Annotated in this window: 21 protein-coding genes; 16 read left to right on the forward strand and 5 right to left on the reverse strand. The window is 70.1% G+C overall.

Annotated elements, in window-relative coordinates; genetic code table 11:
- The first annotated feature begins 54 nt into the window (after nt 1–54).
- Both AB0I03_RS14485 and AB0I03_RS14490 read left to right on the forward strand, forming a co-directional pair.
- The gene (locus tag AB0I03_RS14485; RefSeq protein WP_360411920.1) at nt 55–1362 is read left to right on the forward strand and encodes a sensor domain-containing protein; all 1308 of its coding nucleotides are present in this window, start codon (nt 55–57) and stop codon (nt 1360–1362) included.
- Nucleotides 1350–1997 (forward strand): response regulator transcription factor, encoded by a 648-nt coding sequence (locus AB0I03_RS14490; protein ID WP_289958063.1) that lies wholly within the window; start codon nt 1350–1352, stop codon nt 1995–1997. The genes AB0I03_RS14485 and AB0I03_RS14490 overlap by 13 nt, the downstream gene beginning before the upstream one ends.
- Nucleotides 1998–2041: 44 nt before the next feature.
- Here AB0I03_RS14490 and AB0I03_RS14495 read toward each other — a convergent pair whose 3' ends face one another.
- A complete protein-coding gene (locus AB0I03_RS14495) occupies nt 2042–2479 on the reverse strand; it encodes a thermonuclease family protein (RefSeq protein ID WP_360411923.1) in 438 nt (145 codons plus the stop codon).
- Nucleotides 2480–2651: 172 nt separating this feature from the next.
- Between AB0I03_RS14495 and AB0I03_RS14500 the strand changes: the two genes are divergently transcribed.
- The 7 genes from AB0I03_RS14500 (at nt 2652) to AB0I03_RS14530 (ending at nt 8426) form a co-directional block, all read left to right on the forward strand.
- Nucleotides 2652–4004 carry a DUF6350 family protein gene (locus AB0I03_RS14500; protein ID WP_360411926.1) on the forward strand — a complete coding sequence of 451 codons (1353 nt, stop codon included), beginning with the start codon at nt 2652–2654 and terminating at the stop codon, nt 4002–4004.
- Between the two features lies 1 nt (nt 4005).
- Nucleotides 4006–4632: a phosphoribosylglycinamide formyltransferase gene (purN, locus tag AB0I03_RS14505; RefSeq protein ID WP_360411929.1), complete on the forward strand. Its 627-nt coding sequence runs from the start codon at nt 4006–4008 to the stop codon at nt 4630–4632.
- A gap of 80 nt (nt 4633–4712) precedes the next feature.
- Nucleotides 4713–4997: a hypothetical protein gene (locus AB0I03_RS14510; RefSeq protein ID WP_360411932.1), complete on the forward strand. Its 285-nt coding sequence runs from the start codon at nt 4713–4715 to the stop codon at nt 4995–4997.
- Nucleotides 4994–5293: a CopG family transcriptional regulator gene (locus tag AB0I03_RS14515; protein WP_360411935.1), complete on the forward strand. Its 300-nt coding sequence runs from the start codon at nt 4994–4996 to the stop codon at nt 5291–5293. Before AB0I03_RS14510 ends, AB0I03_RS14515 begins: the two co-directional genes overlap by 4 nt.
- Nucleotides 5294–5489: 196 nt before the next feature.
- Complete coding sequence (locus tag AB0I03_RS14520; protein WP_360411938.1) at nt 5490–6134, forward strand: VanZ family protein; 645 nt, start codon at nt 5490–5492, stop codon at nt 6132–6134.
- A gap of 118 nt (nt 6135–6252) precedes the next feature.
- Complete coding sequence (gene purH, locus AB0I03_RS14525) at nt 6253–7830, forward strand: bifunctional phosphoribosylaminoimidazolecarboxamide formyltransferase/IMP cyclohydrolase (protein WP_360411941.1); 1578 nt, start codon at nt 6253–6255, stop codon at nt 7828–7830.
- 131 nt (nt 7831–7961) lie between these two features.
- Nucleotides 7962–8426 carry a hypothetical protein gene (locus AB0I03_RS14530; RefSeq protein ID WP_360411944.1) on the forward strand — a complete coding sequence of 155 codons (465 nt, stop codon included), beginning with the start codon at nt 7962–7964 and terminating at the stop codon, nt 8424–8426.
- A 42-nt stretch (nt 8427–8468) separates the two neighbouring features.
- Here the strand turns inward: AB0I03_RS14530 and AB0I03_RS14535 are convergent, their stop codons facing one another.
- Nucleotides 8469–8801, reverse strand: a complete 333-nt coding sequence (locus AB0I03_RS14535; protein ID WP_360411947.1) for a hypothetical protein — start codon at nt 8799–8801, stop codon at nt 8469–8471.
- 194 nt (nt 8802–8995) lie between these two features.
- On the opposite strand from AB0I03_RS14535, the gene AB0I03_RS14540 reads away from it, so the two are divergent.
- The gene (locus AB0I03_RS14540; protein ID WP_360411950.1) at nt 8996–9358 is read left to right on the forward strand and encodes a zf-TFIIB domain-containing protein; all 363 of its coding nucleotides are present in this window, start codon (nt 8996–8998) and stop codon (nt 9356–9358) included.
- Between the two features lie 222 nt (nt 9359–9580).
- On the opposite strand, the gene AB0I03_RS14545 is transcribed toward AB0I03_RS14540, so the two are convergent.
- Genes AB0I03_RS14545 through trpS form a run of 3 tightly spaced genes read right to left on the reverse strand, consistent with a single transcriptional unit; the run spans nt 9581 to nt 11863 of the window.
- Complete coding sequence (locus AB0I03_RS14545; RefSeq protein ID WP_360411953.1) at nt 9581–10237, reverse strand: hypothetical protein; 657 nt, start codon at nt 10235–10237, stop codon at nt 9581–9583.
- A gap of 43 nt (nt 10238–10280) precedes the next feature.
- Entirely contained in the window at nt 10281–10847 is a 567-nt protein-coding gene (locus tag AB0I03_RS14550) for a 2'-5' RNA ligase family protein (RefSeq protein ID WP_360411956.1), read from the reverse strand.
- The gene (gene trpS / locus AB0I03_RS14555) at nt 10847–11863 is read right to left on the reverse strand and encodes a tryptophan--tRNA ligase (RefSeq protein ID WP_360411959.1); all 1017 of its coding nucleotides are present in this window, start codon (nt 11861–11863) and stop codon (nt 10847–10849) included. The genes AB0I03_RS14550 and trpS overlap by 1 nt, the downstream gene beginning before the upstream one ends.
- A 118-nt stretch (nt 11864–11981) precedes the next feature.
- On the opposite strand from trpS, the gene AB0I03_RS14560 reads away from it, so the two are divergent.
- From AB0I03_RS14560 to AB0I03_RS14585, 6 genes are all read left to right on the forward strand, one after another.
- Complete coding sequence (locus tag AB0I03_RS14560; protein ID WP_360411962.1) at nt 11982–12806, forward strand: DeoR/GlpR family DNA-binding transcription regulator; 825 nt, start codon at nt 11982–11984, stop codon at nt 12804–12806.
- Entirely contained in the window at nt 12803–13915 is a 1113-nt protein-coding gene (galT, locus tag AB0I03_RS14565) for a galactose-1-phosphate uridylyltransferase (protein WP_360411965.1), read from the forward strand. Before AB0I03_RS14560 ends, galT begins: the two co-directional genes overlap by 4 nt.
- Nucleotides 13912–14883 carry a UDP-glucose 4-epimerase GalE gene (galE, locus tag AB0I03_RS14570; protein WP_360411968.1) on the forward strand — a complete coding sequence of 324 codons (972 nt, stop codon included), beginning with the start codon at nt 13912–13914 and terminating at the stop codon, nt 14881–14883. The genes galT and galE overlap by 4 nt, the downstream gene beginning before the upstream one ends.
- Nucleotides 14870–16012: a galactokinase gene (gene galK / locus AB0I03_RS14575; protein ID WP_360411971.1), complete on the forward strand. Its 1143-nt coding sequence runs from the start codon at nt 14870–14872 to the stop codon at nt 16010–16012. The genes galE and galK overlap by 14 nt, the downstream gene beginning before the upstream one ends.
- A gap of 75 nt (nt 16013–16087) precedes the next feature.
- On the forward strand, nt 16088–16375 hold the full coding sequence (locus AB0I03_RS14580; protein ID WP_360411974.1) for a type II toxin-antitoxin system Phd/YefM family antitoxin: 288 nt from the start codon (nt 16088–16090) through the stop codon (nt 16373–16375).
- A complete protein-coding gene (locus AB0I03_RS14585) occupies nt 16372–16644 on the forward strand; it encodes a type II toxin-antitoxin system RelE/ParE family toxin (protein WP_360411977.1) in 273 nt (90 codons plus the stop codon). The genes AB0I03_RS14580 and AB0I03_RS14585 overlap by 4 nt, the downstream gene beginning before the upstream one ends.
- Nucleotides 16645–16680: the final 36 nt, after the last annotated feature.

Raw genomic sequence — 16680 nt, forward strand, 5'->3', positions numbered from 1 at the left:
GGCCCGCGGCGGGTAGCTTTCAAGGTCGACCTGACCAGGAGAGAGGGGGCGTGCATGGTCCGCGAGCAGATGCGGCAGGCGAAGGCCTGGATCGAAGGGCAGCTGCGTCCCGAAGGGGAGTCGGCCGACCTGTGGGTGCTGCTGCTCGCGTCGCTGCGCGCCACCGGCTACGGCATCGTCGGCGCCGCGTTCGCGTTCCTCGCCCTCTACACGATTCCGCTGCTCCTGCTCACCACGGTCCTGGTGTTCCTCGGCCCCGGCCGGCTCCTGATCCGGCCCATGACCCGCTGGGTGCGGACCATCGCGGGCCTGGAGCGCGGGCGGCTGCGCCGCCTCGGATACGAGATCAAGAACCCCTATCTCGGGCCCTACATCGACACGCCGCGCCGACTCCGGGAACTGCGGGCCGACCCGAGCGTCCGCCGCGACCTCACCTGGCTCGTCATCCACGGCACGTGGGGCCTCATCCTCGGCGCGCTCCTGCTGCAGATGCCGTTCACCGCCGTCCACGACGTCACCTACCCGGTGTGGTGGATCGTCGCCCCCGAGGCCGAGCAGAACATTCTCAACGGCCTGGTCAAGGCCGATACCGCGGGCGCCGCGCTGCTCGGCTGCGCCACCGGCGTCGCCGTGTTCGTCCTCTGGATCCTCTTCGGCCCCAAGCTCCTCGACCTCCAGACCCGCCCCGGCCGGTCGTTCCTCGGCCCGGACCCGGGCATGGACCTGTCTGAGAAGGTCGCGCGCCTCACCGCGACCCGCGCCGCCGCCCTCGACGCGCACGCGGTCGAACTGCGCCGCATCGAACGGGCCCTGCACGACGGCGCGCAGAACCGCATCGTCGCCGTCAACGTGCTCATCGGCGCCGCCCGCCGCGAGGTCGAGCGCGACCCCGCGCGCGCCGACCAGATCCTCGAACGCGCCCAGGACACCGTCGAAGGCGCGCTCGCCGAGCTGCGGGCCGTGGTCCGCTCGATCCTGCCGCCCGTGCTCGAGGACCGTGGCCTGACCGGGGCGCTCAGCGCGCTGGCCTCCGACTGCGCCGTCCCGTGCACGCTCGAGGTGGACGTGGAGGGCCGGTGCCCGGCGAGCGTTGAGGCCACCGCGTACTTCGTGGTCGCCGAGTCGCTCACGAACGTGGCCAAGCACTCCGGCGCGTCCGGTGCCTCGGTCGAGGTGCGCCGCACGGGGAATACCCTCAACGTGCTCGTGGCCGACGACGGCCGGGGCGGCGCCGACGCCGCCGGCGGCTCGGGGCTCGCGGGCATCGCGCGCCGCGTGGAGGCGCTCGACGGCACCGTGGCCGTCCACAGCCCTGTGGGCGGGCCGACCGAGATCAGAGTGGAGCTGCCATGCGGATCGTGATCGCCGAGGACGACTTCCTCCTGCGCGAGGGCCTCAACCTCGTCCTGCAAGGGGAGGGCTTCGACGTCGTGGCCTCGGTGGGCGGGCCCGAGGAGTTCCTCGCCGCCGTCGAGGAGCACCGGCCCGAGCTCGCGGTCGTGGACGTGCGGATGCCGCCCACCCACACCGACGAGGGCATCAAGGCCGCGGTCGCCGCGCGCCGCGCCCACCCGGGCCTGGCGGTGCTCGTGCTCTCCGCCTATGTGGAGCAGAGCTTCGCCACCGACCTCCTCGCGGACGGCGCGCGCAGCGTCGGCTACCTGCTGAAGGAGCGTGTCGGCCGCGTCGACGCGTTCGTGGAGGCCCTGCACCGGGTCGCCAAGGGCGGCACGGCGATCGACCCGGAGGTGGTGGCGCAGCTGTTCGCGCAGCGCCGCGCCGACGACCCCGTCGAGCGGTTGACGCCGCGTGAGAAGGAGGTCCTGTCGGTCATGGCCGAGGGCCTGGGGAACCAGGCGATCGCCCAGCGCCTCTTCATCACGGAGAACGCCGTCCACAAGCACATCCGCAACATCTTCCTGAAGCTCGACCTCACCCCGGACGACCAGACCGACCGCCGCGTCGCCGCCGTCCTCCACTACCTCGAGCGCGCCTGAACGGGGCACCCCCTTCGCCGAAGGGGGTGCCCGTTTCGCGTGCGTCAGTCGTGGACCGGCGAGGCCCACATGCCGCGGCGCTCGGCCTTGGCGAGCTTCTCCGCCTTGCGCAGCGTGTCGCCGATCGTGAGCTCCTGCTGCCGCAGGATGTAGGTGTGCGCCATGCCCTCGGCGACCGCCAAGACCGCGTAGTTCATGCCGTTCTCCATCACCACGTGCATGAGGAGGCGGTCGTACTGGTCGTAGGCCGGGTCGCCCGGGTCGGTGAAGAGGTGCACGGTGCGGCCCTCGAGCTTCTTGCGCGCGTATGCCTTCGCCTCGGCGCCCCAGTCCTCTTCTTCACGGAAGCCGCCGGACTCGGGGGAGTTGATCCCCATGATGCGCACGCGGACCTTCTCGCCGTCGACGACCGCGCGGAACGTGTCCCCGTCGACCACGTCGACCACGTCGACCGTGGCGTAGAAATCGCCCGGACCTTCCATGTGCTGCCTCCTCCCGGCCGGCCCCAGTAGCCGGACGTTCGGCTGTCATCCTCGCATTCCGAAGCCGTGGACGGGAACCGTCCTCCACGTGCCCGGCTGTGACAGACTGGTCGGCGTGGAGCGACGACCGAACCGACGCCCTGGCAGAGCAGGGTCAGCGCAGCGGGACACCGTGCCAATTTACGGCTCGCAGCAGTCGCCGAAGGGACGCTCGCAGGCCGCGCCGAAAGGCGACGGCACCGCTGTAGACGCTCCGTCGCGCGGTCGCACCGCCGACACCGAAGTGGTCGACACCGCCGCCTATGCCAAGCGCGCCAAGGCGAAACGTCCGCGAGCGCTCCTCGCGTCAGCGCTGGCCACGACCGTGTGGGCCGTGACCGTCGTCTTCACGCCGATCCTCGTGGTCGTCATCCTCGGTTGGTGGCAGGCCGGCGCCGAAGGCCCCGTCTCGACCGTCGCCGCCGCCGCGGGCATCGCGTGGCTCTCGGGGCACGGCGTGCCCGTCGACATCGGACCGCTCCACCTCAGCGTCGCCCCGCTCGCGCTCACCGTCCTCGTCTTCTGGCGCCTCGCCAAGGCCGCCGCCGGGACCACCCGCGCCATCGGCGGCCGCGACGCCGCCGCCGTGCGCGCCGCCGCGGGCCTCGTCACGATCCTCTACACCGGACTCGTCGCGGGCGCCGCCGCCCTCAGCACCACCGGGCCGTTCGCGGTCGACATGCTGCCGGCGCTGCTCCACGCCGTGCCGCTCATCGTCGCCGCCACCGCGTTCGGCGCCGCCCGCGAAGCCGGGGTCCTGCCCTGGGACACCGCCTCGGTGTGGATGCGGCGCGGCCTGCGCACCGGCATGACCACCGCCGGGGCCCTGCTCGCCGTCGGCGCCGCCGCCACCGGCGTCGCGTTCGCCGTGCGCGGCCCCGCCGTCGCGGACACCATGGGGCTCTACGGGAACGAATCCTGGATCGTCGCGCTCCTGAGCCTGCTCTACCTGCCGAACTGCGCCGTCTGGGCCACCGCGTACATCACCGGCCCCGGCTTCGCCGTCGGCGCGGGCACCGCAGTGCAGGCCTCCATGGTCGAGCTCGGGCCGCTCCCGGCGTTCCCGGTTTTCGCGGCCGTCCCCGGCGAGACCCTGCCTTCTTACGCGACCATCCTCATCGGACTCCCGCTGATGCTCGCGGCCGTCTTCGGCGTCGTCCTCACCTACCGCTCCCCGGACCTGCGCGTCCCGCGCGTCACCACCGCCGCGACGGTGGCCGCCGCGACCGCCGCCGCCGTCCTCGGCCTGCTCTCCTACCTCTCGGGCGGCGCGGCCGGCTCCAACCTCATGGCCGACCTCGGACCCGACCCGCTCGCCGTCGCCGGGGTCGCCGCCGTCCAGTTCGTCATCGGCCTCGTCGGCGCCGCGCTCATCGCCCGCCTCTTCGCCGTCCACCGCCGCGCCGCCGAGGCCGAGCTGGTGCGGAGGGACACGGTGGTCATCCCCGAACCCGCGCCGAACCGCGACGACGCGTTACCGTACTGACGTGACCCAAGCATCGCCGACCGTGCCCAAGCGGCTCGTCGTCCTCGTCTCCGGCTCCGGCTCCAACCTCCAGGCACTCATGGACGCCTGCGCGGACCCCGCCTACGGGGCCGAGGTGGTCGCGGTCGGCGCCGACCGCGAGGGCACCTACGGCGCCGAACGCGCCGAGAAGGCCGGCATCCCCACGTTCGTCCACCGCGTCAAGGACTACCCCGACCGCGACGCCTGGGACCGGGCCCTCACCGAAGACGTGGCCTCCTACGAGCCCGACATCGTCGTCTCCGCCGGGTTCCTCAAGCTCTGCGGCCCCCGCTTCCTCGCGGCCTTCCCCGGGCGCTACATCAACACCCACAACTCGCTGCTCCCGGCCTTTCCCGGCATGAACGGCCCCGGCGAAGCCCTCGCCGCCGGCGTCAAACTCGCGGGCGCGACCCTCTTCATCTGCGACGCCGGCGTCGACACCGGCCCGATCATCGCCCAGTGCGCGGTCCCCGTCGAGGACGACGACACCGTCGAGACCCTCACCGAGCGCATCAAGGAAGCCGAACGCGCCCAGCTGGTCGCCTCGGTCGGCCGCATGGTCCAAGGCGGCTGGAAGGTCGAAGGCAACCGCGTCCGCCTCGGTTAGAGCGCGAAACACGAAACGAATCCAGCGCGTCGGGGTGTCGCTGCGCCGTTTTCTGGTTTACGCTTGTAAACATTGAAGATGTGAAGGAACGATACCGATTCGACGAAGCGTCGTACGACGCCATCGCATCAGCCGGACTCCACTGGATGGACGTGCAGGACGTACTGGACGGGAAGCCGCTGGTACGCCACCACATCGGTGCAGTGCTGCGGGTTATGGGGCAGGACCGGCGAGATCGCTGGATTCTCGTGGCGTTGATCGAGGAAGCGATCGACAACGAGTTTCTCGTGGTTTCCGCCCGGTTCATGGACACCGCCGAAATCGCTGTCGTCGAACGGATCTTCAGGGAAGGAACCGAGTCATGACAAGCCGAGAAGAAGCGCTGCGGGCGCTCGAATCCCGCGACCTTACGGGTGCCTATATCGACGACGTCAAGCGACAGATCTCGATCGTGCACTCGGTCCGCGTCGATCAGGAGCTCTCCGAGTGGATCGCGGCTGAGTGCGATCGGCGCGGCGTGAGCCCGAGTCTGATCATTCGTGATGCCCTGATGGAGGCCAAGGCCGCGCAGGCGAGCGACGAGACGGTCACGCTGAAACTGAGTGACCTGCACCGGGCGGTCAACCGCCTGGTTCAGCCGATCGGCTACCGCACGGCCTAGCGCTGCGGCGCATACCGAGCGATCAGGGCGTCGACCGCTTCTCTGAGGAGGTCCGACCTGGTGCGGTGAGCCGCGCGGCCGTCTCGGTCAGTGCGCGATGCTGTTCGTCACGCAGGCGAACGGTCAATCGGTGCATACGCGCCATCGTGCACTGCGGGGCCCGCGGCGGCCGACCAGGCCCGGATAGGGTCGCTGCATGACCCCTCCCCTCGCCATCAACGCGCTTGAGACCACAACCGTCTTCGTCTCGATCGCCTTGGTGCCGTTGGGATTGCTCACCGCCTGGGTGCTCGCTGCCATGCGGATCCGGCGCGGGACGCCCCGCCGGACCGCCTGGCGCTACTCGGTCGCCGAGGTCGGGGCCGTGTTCGGAACCCTGCCGTGGCTGTTCCTCGTGCTCACGCCCCGAGGCGGCGACGGCGGCGTGCAGTTGATTCCGTTCGCGGACCTCATCGACCTCGCCGCCGCCGACCCCCGCACGATCATCGAGCAGCTGGTCGGCAACATGCTCCTGTTCTTCCTCGCCGGGCTCTTCGTGCCGCTGCGCTTCAGGGTCGGGCTGCTCGCGGTGTTCCTCGGCGGGGCACTCGGGGCGGCACTGGTCGAGACCGCGCAGTACGCATTCGGCACCGGCCGGGTCGCATCAGTCGACGACGTCCTGCTCAACGCCGCGGGCGCGCTGCTCGGCGCGCTCGCGTCCCGCCGCTGGTGGCGGGTCTCACCGGCGCCTTCGGTCGCGGCCGGGGTTCCCGGGGCGACCGTGTTACGCTCGGCTGGTCGCGACTGGCGAGTGACGTCTTTCGAGGTTTCCCGTGGCACGGACCGGGCAGCTCGTTGTTGAGGGGAAGCCTTCTGAGACGTTCACGGGTGGAGTACCACCAGGGAGCGGCACTGCTGAACCTGTTACTGCGGTCGAACGCCTGGGCCGCAGTCATTAGACCATCAGGAGCAGTGCATTCATGTCCGAGCGGAAGCGCATTCAGCGAGCCCTCATCTCAGTCTTCGACAAGACCGGCGTGGTCGAACTCGCCGCAGACCTCCACCAGGCGGGCGTCCAGCTCGTCTCCACCGGCTCCACCGCCGCGCGCATCAGCGAGGCCGGCATCCCCGTCACCAAGGTCGAGGACCTGACCGGGTTCCCCGAGATCCTCGACGACCGCGTGAAGACCCTCCACCCGAAGGTCCACGCCGGAATGCTCGCGGACGTGCGCCGCGAATCCCACCGCCAGGAGCTCGAAGACCTCGGCATCGAGGCGTTCGACCTCTTCGTGGGCAACCTCTACCCGTTCCAGGACACCGTCGCCTCCGGCGCGGGCTTCGACGACATCGTCGAGAAGATCGACGTCGGCGGGCCCTCCATGACCCGCGGCGCCGCCAAGAACCACGCCAACGTCGCGGTCGTCGTCGACCCCGCCGACTACGACCTCGTGCGCACCGCCGCGGTCGAAGGCACCACCGCCGCCGAGCGGCTTCGCCTCGCCGCCAAGGCCTTCGCGCACCTCGCGACCTACGACGCGGCCGTCGCGACCTGGCTCGCGGAGCAGTCCACCGAGGCTCTGCACATTGACGGCTCCGCAGGCTCCGCCGAAGCGGTGCTCCCGGACTTCCAGGCCGTGCCGATGACCAAGCTCGCGGACCTGCGCTACGGCGAGAACCCGCACCAGGCCGCCGCCGTCTACGCGGCCCCCGGCGCGGCCGGGCTCGCGCAGGCCGATCAGCTGCACGGCAAGGCCATGAGCTTCAACAACTACACCGACGCGGACGCCGCCTGGCGCGCCGCGCACGACTTCACCGAGCCGTGCGTCGCGATCATCAAGCACGCCAACCCGTGCGGCATCGCCGTCGGCGGCTCGATCGCCGCGGCCCACCGCGCCGCGCACGAGTGCGACCCGGTGAGCGCCTTCGGCGGGGTCATCGCCGCCAACGGCGAGATCGACGCCGAGGCCGCCGCGCAGATCGCCGAGATCTTCACCGAGGTCGTCGTCGCACCGTCGTTCACCGACGAGGCGCTGGCGATCCTCTCCGCGAAGAAGAACATCCGGCTGCTCCGCGCCCCCGAATGGGTCCCGGCGGAGCTCGAGCTCAAGCCGATCTCCGGCGGTGTGCTCGCGCAGCGCCCCGACCGCATCGACGCCGCGGGCGACGACCCGGCGAACTGGACGCTCGCCACGGGCGACGCCGTCGACGAGGCGACCCTCGCCGATCTCGCCTTCGCCTGGCGCGCGGTGCGTTCGGTGAAGTCGAACGCGATCCTGCTCGCCTCGGGCGGCGCTTCGGTCGGCGTCGGCATGGGCCAGGTCAACCGGGTCGACTCCGCGAAGCTCGCGGTCGAGCGCGCGGGCGAGCGGGCCTCCGGTTCGGTCGCCTCCTCTGACGCGTTCTTCCCGTTCGCCGACGGCCTCCAGATCCTCATCGACGGCGGCGTCAAAGCCGTCGTGCAGCCGGGCGGCTCCGTCCGCGACGAAGAGGTCATCGCCGCGGCGAAGGAAGCCGGCATCACGATGTACCTCACCGGGACGCGCCACTTCACGCACTAGCACCTTTGAGGTGACCTGAGACTCGTTGGCGGGCAAGGAATTTCTACGATTCCCTGCCCGCCTTCGGCATCTTTGCGGAACCGCCCGGCGTATCGGGTGCGAGAACCTTCGCACAACCGAAAGGTGTTCCCATGCGCAGAAGAGCGTTCGCCGCGGCCTCGGCCGCCGCCGTCGCCGGGGTCGTCGGCGGCATCGCCGCCGCCTCCTCGGCCTCCGCCGACAACAGCCTCCCGGCCGCACCTGCCGGCAGCGCCAACGTCCACGCCACGGACACGCCGGTCGTCGCCGTCATGGGCCTCGGCGGGGCGACCTACCACCTTGTCGAGCCGGCGAGCTTCCGCATCTCCGAGTTCAGCTCGGTCGGGGACCTGGAGTGGTTCCAGTGGGGTCCCGCCGTCGCGATCGCCACCGGCCACCTCCGGGGCCTGTGGATCGAGAACGAGGAGAGCCGGTACGACAACGTCACCGTGACCCTCTTCAACGTCCAGAACGGCTTCTTCACCGAGTTCTGGATCACCGGCCCGTTCGAGCAGCCCGAACACCCGAACGACTTCACCCACGGGTACTTCTCCACCCACCCCGAGGGCGGCTCTTGACTTACCGGGCCGGCCGCCGTTTCCGGCGGCCGGCCCTCACGCTTACGAAGCCCAGGTGACGCAGGCGCTCGGGACGTAGCCCCATGCGTCGCCCGCGTAGTTGACGTACGCCCACTGGCTGGTGGTGGCGCCGCAGGCCGTGTAGGACTGGCCGGGGACCAGGGCGCAGTCGGCGTCGTAGGTGCGGCCGGCGATCACCGAGCCGACCGCGCCTCCGGACGTGCCGGGCTGGGTCCAGACCGCGCGGTTCTCGTCCGCGACCGCCGCGCAGATCGCCGTCGCCTCCGCGTCCGCGGCCTGGGCCGCCGCCGCTGTTCCGGCGGTGAACGCCGTCGCCGCTGCACAGGCCAAGAGCGCCATCATCATTCGTTTCACGGTCCACTCCCTTTTCTGTCGACTTGCGGGGATTGCCCGCACCAAGACGACGCTGGCATGAACCTGGACCGCTGTCGACGTCTGGACGCCGTTCGTCGGATTTCTTACTCCAGGCGTTCCAGCTGAGAGAACTCACAGGTGGAGAGCCCGCATGTGGTTGGGCATCCATGCGCGATCCACGATAGGTTGTTGTCATGATGCAGATGCTCTGTCCGAAATGTCAGAACCCCATGCACCAGTACGAGCGCAACGGCGTTGTCGTGGAGCAGTGCGCCGAGTGCAAGGGCATTTTCCTCGACCGCGGTGAACTCGAGCACCTGATGAAGTTCGAGCAGTCGTTCCACGCCGGTCCGCCGGTCGCCGCCGCTCCCGCGGGCCCGCCGCCGCGCGACCCCCGCTACGACGACCGCCGCCATGACGACCGTCGCTACGACGATCGCCGCCGCGATGACGACCACCGTCGCGAGGGCCACTACGACGACCACCGCCGCAAGGACGACTACTACTACAAGAAGAAGAAAAAGAAGAGCGTCTTCGAGGACCTCTTCGACTTCTAGAACGAAGCGGCGACGCAAACGGACCGAGCGGCGATTGGCCCCTCGGTCCTCGTCGTCTGCCCGCCGCGTCGTGCTGGTCGGCTGGTCATGCTGTGGATGGCGACCAGCTTCCTCCGCGACTACCAGCGCGAACGGCTCGAGGCGAAGCGGCGGGAAGTATCCGGCTCCGCAGGTGCGCAGTAGGAAGACCCGTAGGGGAGTGCCCGGTCGGCAGGGTTGGGATCAGTCGTCTTCGTCGTCGGCGAAGTACGCCTCGATGCGGCGGTTGAGCTCTCGGTGCTGCTCGCGGTCGACGGCGGGGCCGTTGCAGAGGTCGGCCTGCATCTCACGGAGCAGATGGTGCCAAGGGTCCGCTTCGATGCCCGGGAACTCGTCGGCGTCCATCTTGAGGATCACGGCGAGCTCGACCAGGTTCTGGTAGTAGAGCCGCTCGTATTCGGGGCCGAGCGCGACCTCGTCGACGAAGGAGGCGAGCGAGTCCTTCACGAAGATGAAGTTGTCCATGAGATTCCAGTCCCAGGCGTCGGAGTCGTAAAGGACCGTCTCCCCGGTGTGGGCGTTGACCAGGATCGCCGTGGTGGTGGCGAGCGCTGATTCGCCGACGACGATCCAGTCGTGCTCGCCTTGCCATTCGGTCTCCGACTCGTCCATCCTCCATATCTGCGGATTGGGCGCGGGGTAGAACCACAACTGTCCGAGCTGCTGGTCCGCGAGCGCCGTGAGGAGGCGGCTCTGCGATTCGGGAGGCGTGTCGTCGAGCGCGTCGCGCAGCGCGGCGGGGTCCTCCCATCGGCGCAGCACGTTGGCCGCGAATCTGATGTCGTCGCGGGTGCGCAGGTAGTCGATTTTCGCCTTGATCGAATCGAGCTCCGCGTTCACAGTGGCCCTTTCGGTGTCACGGGGAGGTGATGGCGGGTCCGGCTCAGCCGGTGAGTTGGTAGACCGCGCGCGGGGTCCAGGGGATGGGCGCGCCGGCCAGTGTCTCGCCGCTCCAGTCGCCCGGGCTGGGGTGCGTGTACAGGGTGAACGAGTCGACCCGGAACCTCGCCTCGAAGCCGGCGAGGGACCGGAAGGCGCGATCGAGGGCGGCGGTGCCGACGTTCTGCGCGATGGTGACGTGCGGGTGGTACGGGAAGGTCCGCTCGCGGCCGGCCGGGCCTTGGCGGATCGCCGATTCCAGCTGCTCGCACACCGCGATGCCGTCCACGACGGCCGCGAACACCACCTCGGTGACGGGCCGGAACGAACCGGTCCCGCGCAGGTGCAGGTCGAACGCCGGGCAGGCCGCGGCGACCCCTTCGAGGTGCGCGCGGTAGCCCTCGAGGGTCCCGGCCGGGATCTCGGTGGGGCCCAGCAGGGTCAGGTGCGCCGGGACGATGCCGCCGAGGGGGTCGCCGGAGGCGATGCGGGCGTCGTCCAGGACCTCGCGCCACGGCGAGGGCACGGGGATCGCCACGCCGACCGTGACGGCCCGGGCGGAACGCTCCACTAAAGCGCCACCGGCGGGTAGAAGCCGACCTTCTTGTACGCCTTGGCGAGTGTGCGCGCGGCGACGTGGCGGGCCTTCTCGGCGCCGGCGGTCAGGATGCGGTCGAGTTCGGCCTTGTCGGCCAGGAACTCCTTGGTCTTCGCGCTGATCGGGCCGAGGTAATCGGCCACGACCTCGGCGAGATCGCCCTTGAAGTCGCCGTAGCCCTTGCCGGCGTACTCGGCCTCGATCTTCTCGTGCGTCGTGGCGCCCAGCGCGGCGTAGATGTTCATCAGGTTCGACACGCCCGGCTTGTGCTCGGGGTCGTAGCGGACCTCGGCGTCGGAGTCGGTGACGGCGCTCTTGATCTTCTTGCGCATCTGGTTCGGCTCGTCGAGGAGGTAGAGGCATCCGCGCGGCGACGGGGAGGACTTCGACATCTTCTTCTCGGGCTCGGCGAGGTCCTTGATCGTCGCGGTCTCCTTGACGATGTAGGCGTCCGGGACGGTGAAGGTCTGGCCGTACGTGGTGTTGAACCGGATCGCGAGGTCCCGGGTCAGCTCGAGGTGCTGGCGCTGGTCCTCGCCGACCGGGACCTGGTCGGTCTGGTACAGCAGGATGTCGGCGGCCTGGAGGATCGGGTAGGTGAACAGCCCGACGGTTGTGCGTTCTTGTTTGGCCGACTTGTCCTTGAACTGGGTCATGCGGGACGCTTCGCCGAACCCGGTCTCGGTGCCGAGGATCCAGGCGAGCATCGTGTGCTCGGGCACCTGGGACTGGATGAACAGGGTGCACCGCTCGGGGTCGACGCCCAGCGCAAGGAGCTGAGCGGCGCTCACGCGTGAGCGCTGGTGCAATACCTTTGGATCGTGATCGACGGTGATCGCGTGTTGGTCGACGACGAAGTAGAACGCGTCGGTGGAGTCCTGCATCGCCACCCACTGCCGGATCGCGCCCAGGTAGTTCCCGAGGTGGAACGAGTCCGAGGTCGGTTGGATACCGGAGAGGACGCGTGGTTTGCGGTCGGCAGTGGTCATGGACCGATTCTGACATCCACGCCGAGAGGGCGGCCACCCGGTATTGCGGCGCCGGAGATCCTGATGTTTAATTGTGTTGGATCTTGAGCACTCTGCTCTCGAAACATGAGGAGGCGGCATGCTGGCGCAGCAGCGACAGAGCCGGATCGCCGAACGCGTCCACCGAACCGGCGCGGTCCGGGTTGCGGAACTGGTCGAAGAGTTCGGCGTGTCCGACATGACCATCCGCCGCGACCTCGAGACCCTCGCCGACCGCGGCCTCGTCGCCAAGGTCCACGGCGGCGCGACCGCCGTCGACTTCGGCTCCACCACCGAGCCCGGCTTCGCCGTCAAGCAGGTCCGCCAGGAAGCCGAGAAGGAGGCCATCGCCGACGCCGCCGCGACCCTCGTCGGCCCCGGCCAGGCCATCGCCCTCTCCGCCGGCACGACCACCTGGACCCTCGCCCACCGCCTCACCGACGTCCCCGACCTCACCGTCGTCACCAACTCCGTACCCGTCGCCGACGTCTTCTACCGCGCCGGCCGCGCCGACCAGACCGTGATCCTCACGGGAGGAGTGCGAACGCCTTCCGACGCCCTCGTCGGACCCTTCGCGGTCGCCTCGCTCGAACGCGTCAACGTCGACACCGTCTTCCTCGGCGTCCACGGCATGTCCCTGCGTGCCGGATTCACCACCCCGAACCTCCTCGAAGCCGAGACCGTCGCGACGCTCGCCGCCAAGGGCCGCCGCCTCGTGGTCGTCGCCGACCACACCAAGTTCGACGTCGTCGGCATCGCCACGATCGCGTCCCTCGACGACGCCGACGTCATCGTCACCGACTCCCTCCTCGACGAGGAGGCCCGGCGCCAGCTCCGCGAACACGTCGACCAGGTCGTGCTCGCCCCGGTCCCGGCCGCACCCGGCCCCGGGAAACAACGCACTACACCCGAGAAGAGACGATGAGACCCGAGTTGCACATGGAGTCCGGCAGCCTCGCCGACGGCCGCCAGATCCTCTACTACTCGACCGAGCCGGCGAGCGGCCGCGCCGCCTACGCCGACAAGCGCGACCTCGGCGAGCGCGGCAGCGCCGGCGAGATCCGCTACGACCGGCTCCGCGACGAGTGGGTGGCCGTCTCCGCCGGCCGCTCCGGCCGCCCGCAGCTGCCCGTGGCCTGCCCGCTGTGCCCCTCCCGGGACGGCGAGCTCACCGAGGTCCCCGCCCCCGACTACGAGGTCGCGGTCTTCGAGAACCGCTTCCCGAGCTTCGGCGGCTTCGCGGTGCCGGGCCCGCTCGCACCGACCGAGATCGGCCCGGAGATGGAGGTGTCGGCCCCCGCGAGCGGCCGCTGCGAGGTCGTCGTCTTCTCCGACGACCACGACTCCTCGCTCGTCGACCTCGGCCCCGAACGCGTCGCCCTCGTGGTCCGGGCCCAGGCCCAGCGCACCGCCGACCTGTACGCCCGCGGCGACGTCGCCCAGGTCTTCTGCTTCGAGAACCGCGGCGTCGAGATCGGCGTGACCCTCCACCACCCGCACGGCCAGATCTACGGCTACCCGTACACCACCCCGCAGACCCGCAAGTACCTCGACGCCGCCAAGCGCCACAAGCAGGCCACCGGCCGCGACCTCTTCGACGACATCATCGAATCGGAGCGCGGCTCCGAACGGGTGATCCTCGAGAACGAGCACTGGATCGCGTTCACGCCCTTCGCCGCGCGCTGGCCCTTCGAGGTCCAGGTGTACCCGAAGGCCCGCTTCGCCGACCTCACCGAGCTGCCCGAGGAGCACATCGACTCCTTCGCGCCGCTCTACCTGGAGCTGCTGCGGCGCGCCGACGCCGCCTACCCGGGCGAGCCGATGCCGTACATGTCAGGCTGGCACCAGGCCCCGATCGGGGCCGACCGCGAGTTCGGGCGCCTGCGCCTGGAGCTCGTCTCGATCCGCCGCGGCCCCGGCCGCGTCAAGTTCCTGGCCTCGTCGGAGTCCGTCATGGGCGGCTGGGTCCACGACCTGGGCCCCGAGGCTTCAGCGGCGCTGTTGAAAAATTCGAGTCTCAAGGGAGCACTGTGAAGTACCTCGTCACCGGCGGCGCCGGTTACATCGGTTCGATCGTCGCCACGATGCTGCTCGAAGCGGGCCACGAAGTGGTCGTGCTCGACAACTGCTCGACCGGCTCGGCCGAGCGCGTCCCGGTCGGGGCGATCCTGGTGCGCAAGGACGTCCGCGACGCCCGCGAGGTCATCGACGCCACCTTCGACGGCGTCCTGCACTTCGCGGGCCTCATCGCCGCCGGCGAGTCGATGAGCCGCCCGGAGATCTACTGGGACGCCAACACCACGGGCACCTTCGCGCTGCTCGAGGCCATGCGCGAGGCGAACGTGCGGACCCTCGTGTTCTCCTCCACCGCCGCGGTCTACGGCAACCCGACCGAGGTGCCCATCAAGGAGGAGGCCGTCAAGTCGCCCACCTCCACGTACGGCGCGACGAAGCTCGCCAGCGACATGGCGATCGCCTCCGAGGTCACCGCGTACGGCCTCGCCGCGGTCTCCCTGCGCTACTTCAACGTCGTGGGCGCCTACCAGGACCAGGCCGGGACCTGGCACGGGGAGAACCACGACCCGGAGACGCACATCATCCCGATCGCGTTCGATGCCGCCGCCGGGAAGCGCGAGTCGTTCGGGCTCTTCGGAGACGACTACCCGACCCCGGACGGCACCTGCATCCGCGACTACATCCACGTCGCCGACCTCGCCGACGCGCACCTGCTCGCCCTCCAGGCCGCCGAGGCCGGGCAGCACAAGATCTACAACCTCGGCAACGGCAACGGCTTCTCCAACAAGGAGGTCGTGGCCACCGTCAAGGCCGTCACCGGGAAGGACTTCCCCGTGGTCATCGGGCCCCGCCGCCCCGGCGACCCGGCCGAACTCGTCGCCTCCTCGGAGCGCGCGAAGACCGAACTCGGCTGGAAGCCCAGCCGGGACACCCTCGACCGCATGGTCGACGACGCGTGGAAGTACTACCAGCATGCCCACTCCTGACCTGCACGCCATGGAACTCGCCGAGACCGCCGCGAAGGCGTTCCGCGACGTGTTCGGCGCCGAGCCCGAAGGCCTCTGGGCCTCGCCCGGCCGCGTGAACCTCATCGGCGAGCACACCGATTACAACGAGGGCTTCGTGATGCCCTTCGCGCTGCCGTTCTACGCCGCGGCGGCCGTCGCCAAGGCCGAGACCTGGGAGTTCCACTCCACCTACGGCGGTGGCGACACGGTCCGCACGGCTACCCTTGAAGGCGTCGAGGGCTGGGCCGCGTACCTCGCCGGGGTCGCGTGGGCCCTGAACGAGTCGGGCTACCCGGTCGGGCCGGTGCGCATCGCGATCGAATCGGACGTGCCGCACGGCGCGGGCCTCTCTTCTTCCGCCGCGCTCGAATGCGCGGTGCTCATCGCGCTGGCCGACCTGTACGGGCACGAGATCGACCGGGCCGAGGCCGCGCGCATCGCGCAGAAGGCCGAGAACGAGTACGTCGGCGCGCCCACGGGCGTGCTCGACCAGTCGGCCTCGCTGCTGTGCACCGAAGGGAACGTCATGTTCCTGGACTGCCGGGACTTCTCGCGCGAGCAGGTGCCGTTCGACCTGGCCGCCGAGGGCCTGGTGATGCTCGTGATCGACACGCAGGCCCCGCACCGGCACGTCGACGGCGAGTACGGCGCGCGCCGAGCCGACTGCGAGGAGGCGGCCAGGCGGCTGGGCGTCCCGTTCCTGCGCGACGCGCCGCGCGACGCCAAACTCGACGACGAGCGCCTGAACCGGCGGATGCGCCACATCCTCACCGAGAACGAGCGCGTCCTCGAGACTGCGGCGATCCTCAAGCGCGGCAACGTCTCCGGGATCGGCGACCTGCTCACGGCCTCGCACGTGTCGCTGCGCGACGACTACGAGGTCTCCTCGGTCGAGCTCGACTCGGCCGTGGACGCCGCGCTCGGCGCGGGCGCGCTGGGCGCGCGCATGACCGGCGGCGGGTTCGGCGGCAGCGCCATCGCGCTCGTCGAGTCGGCCGCGGCCCCGAAGGTGGAGGCCGCCGTGCTCGAGGCCGCCGCGAAGCAGGGCCTGCCCGTGCCGCGGGTCTTCGTCGCCCGCGCCGCCGCGGGAGCGCACCGGGTCATCTGACCGTCCGCCCGTCTGCTGCCGTTCGCGGCAGCAGACGGGCTTGCGTACAACTTGTACGAGACGTACCATTGGTACATGACTGACGCGGCAAATGAGATTCAGGTGAGCGAGCTGCGCTCGCACCTGGCCGATGTGCTCAATGAGGCCGCCTCTGCGGGGGTTCGGACCTATGTCACGCGGGCAGGGAAGCGGATCGCGGCCATCGTGCCCGCCGACGAAGCCGACATGCTCGAGGCCGCCGAGGACGCCTACCTGATGCAGCTCGCCGATCAGGCCGAAGCCAACCAGGGCGACCAGGCCTACAAGCCGCTGTCGCAAGTGCTGGCTGAGTACGCCGATGAGTTCGGCGAGCAAGCCGCGTGAGCGAAGAGCGGTATCGCCTGGTCATCTCCGAAGCCGCCGACAAGCAGCTGCAGCAGCTGGACAAACCGGTGCGGCGCCGGATCATCCTGGCCCTCGCGAAGTTGGAGGACGACCCCCGGCCCGATGGCGTGAAGAAGCTCAAGGGCAGCGCCGATCGCTGGCGCATCCGCGTCGGCGACTGGCGGATCGTCTACCGGATCGAGGACGGAGAACTGCTGGTGCTGGTGATCGCGGTCGGCCACCGCAGCAAGGTCTACCGCGGCGCCTGATCGGCGTGGGCGCGCTGCCGTGGCCCGGGCTCCGGA

Source organism: Glycomyces sp. NPDC021274 (genome assembly GCF_040641195.1).
In the GTDB taxonomy this organism is placed as follows: domain Bacteria; phylum Actinomycetota; class Actinomycetes; order Mycobacteriales; family Micromonosporaceae; genus Glycomyces.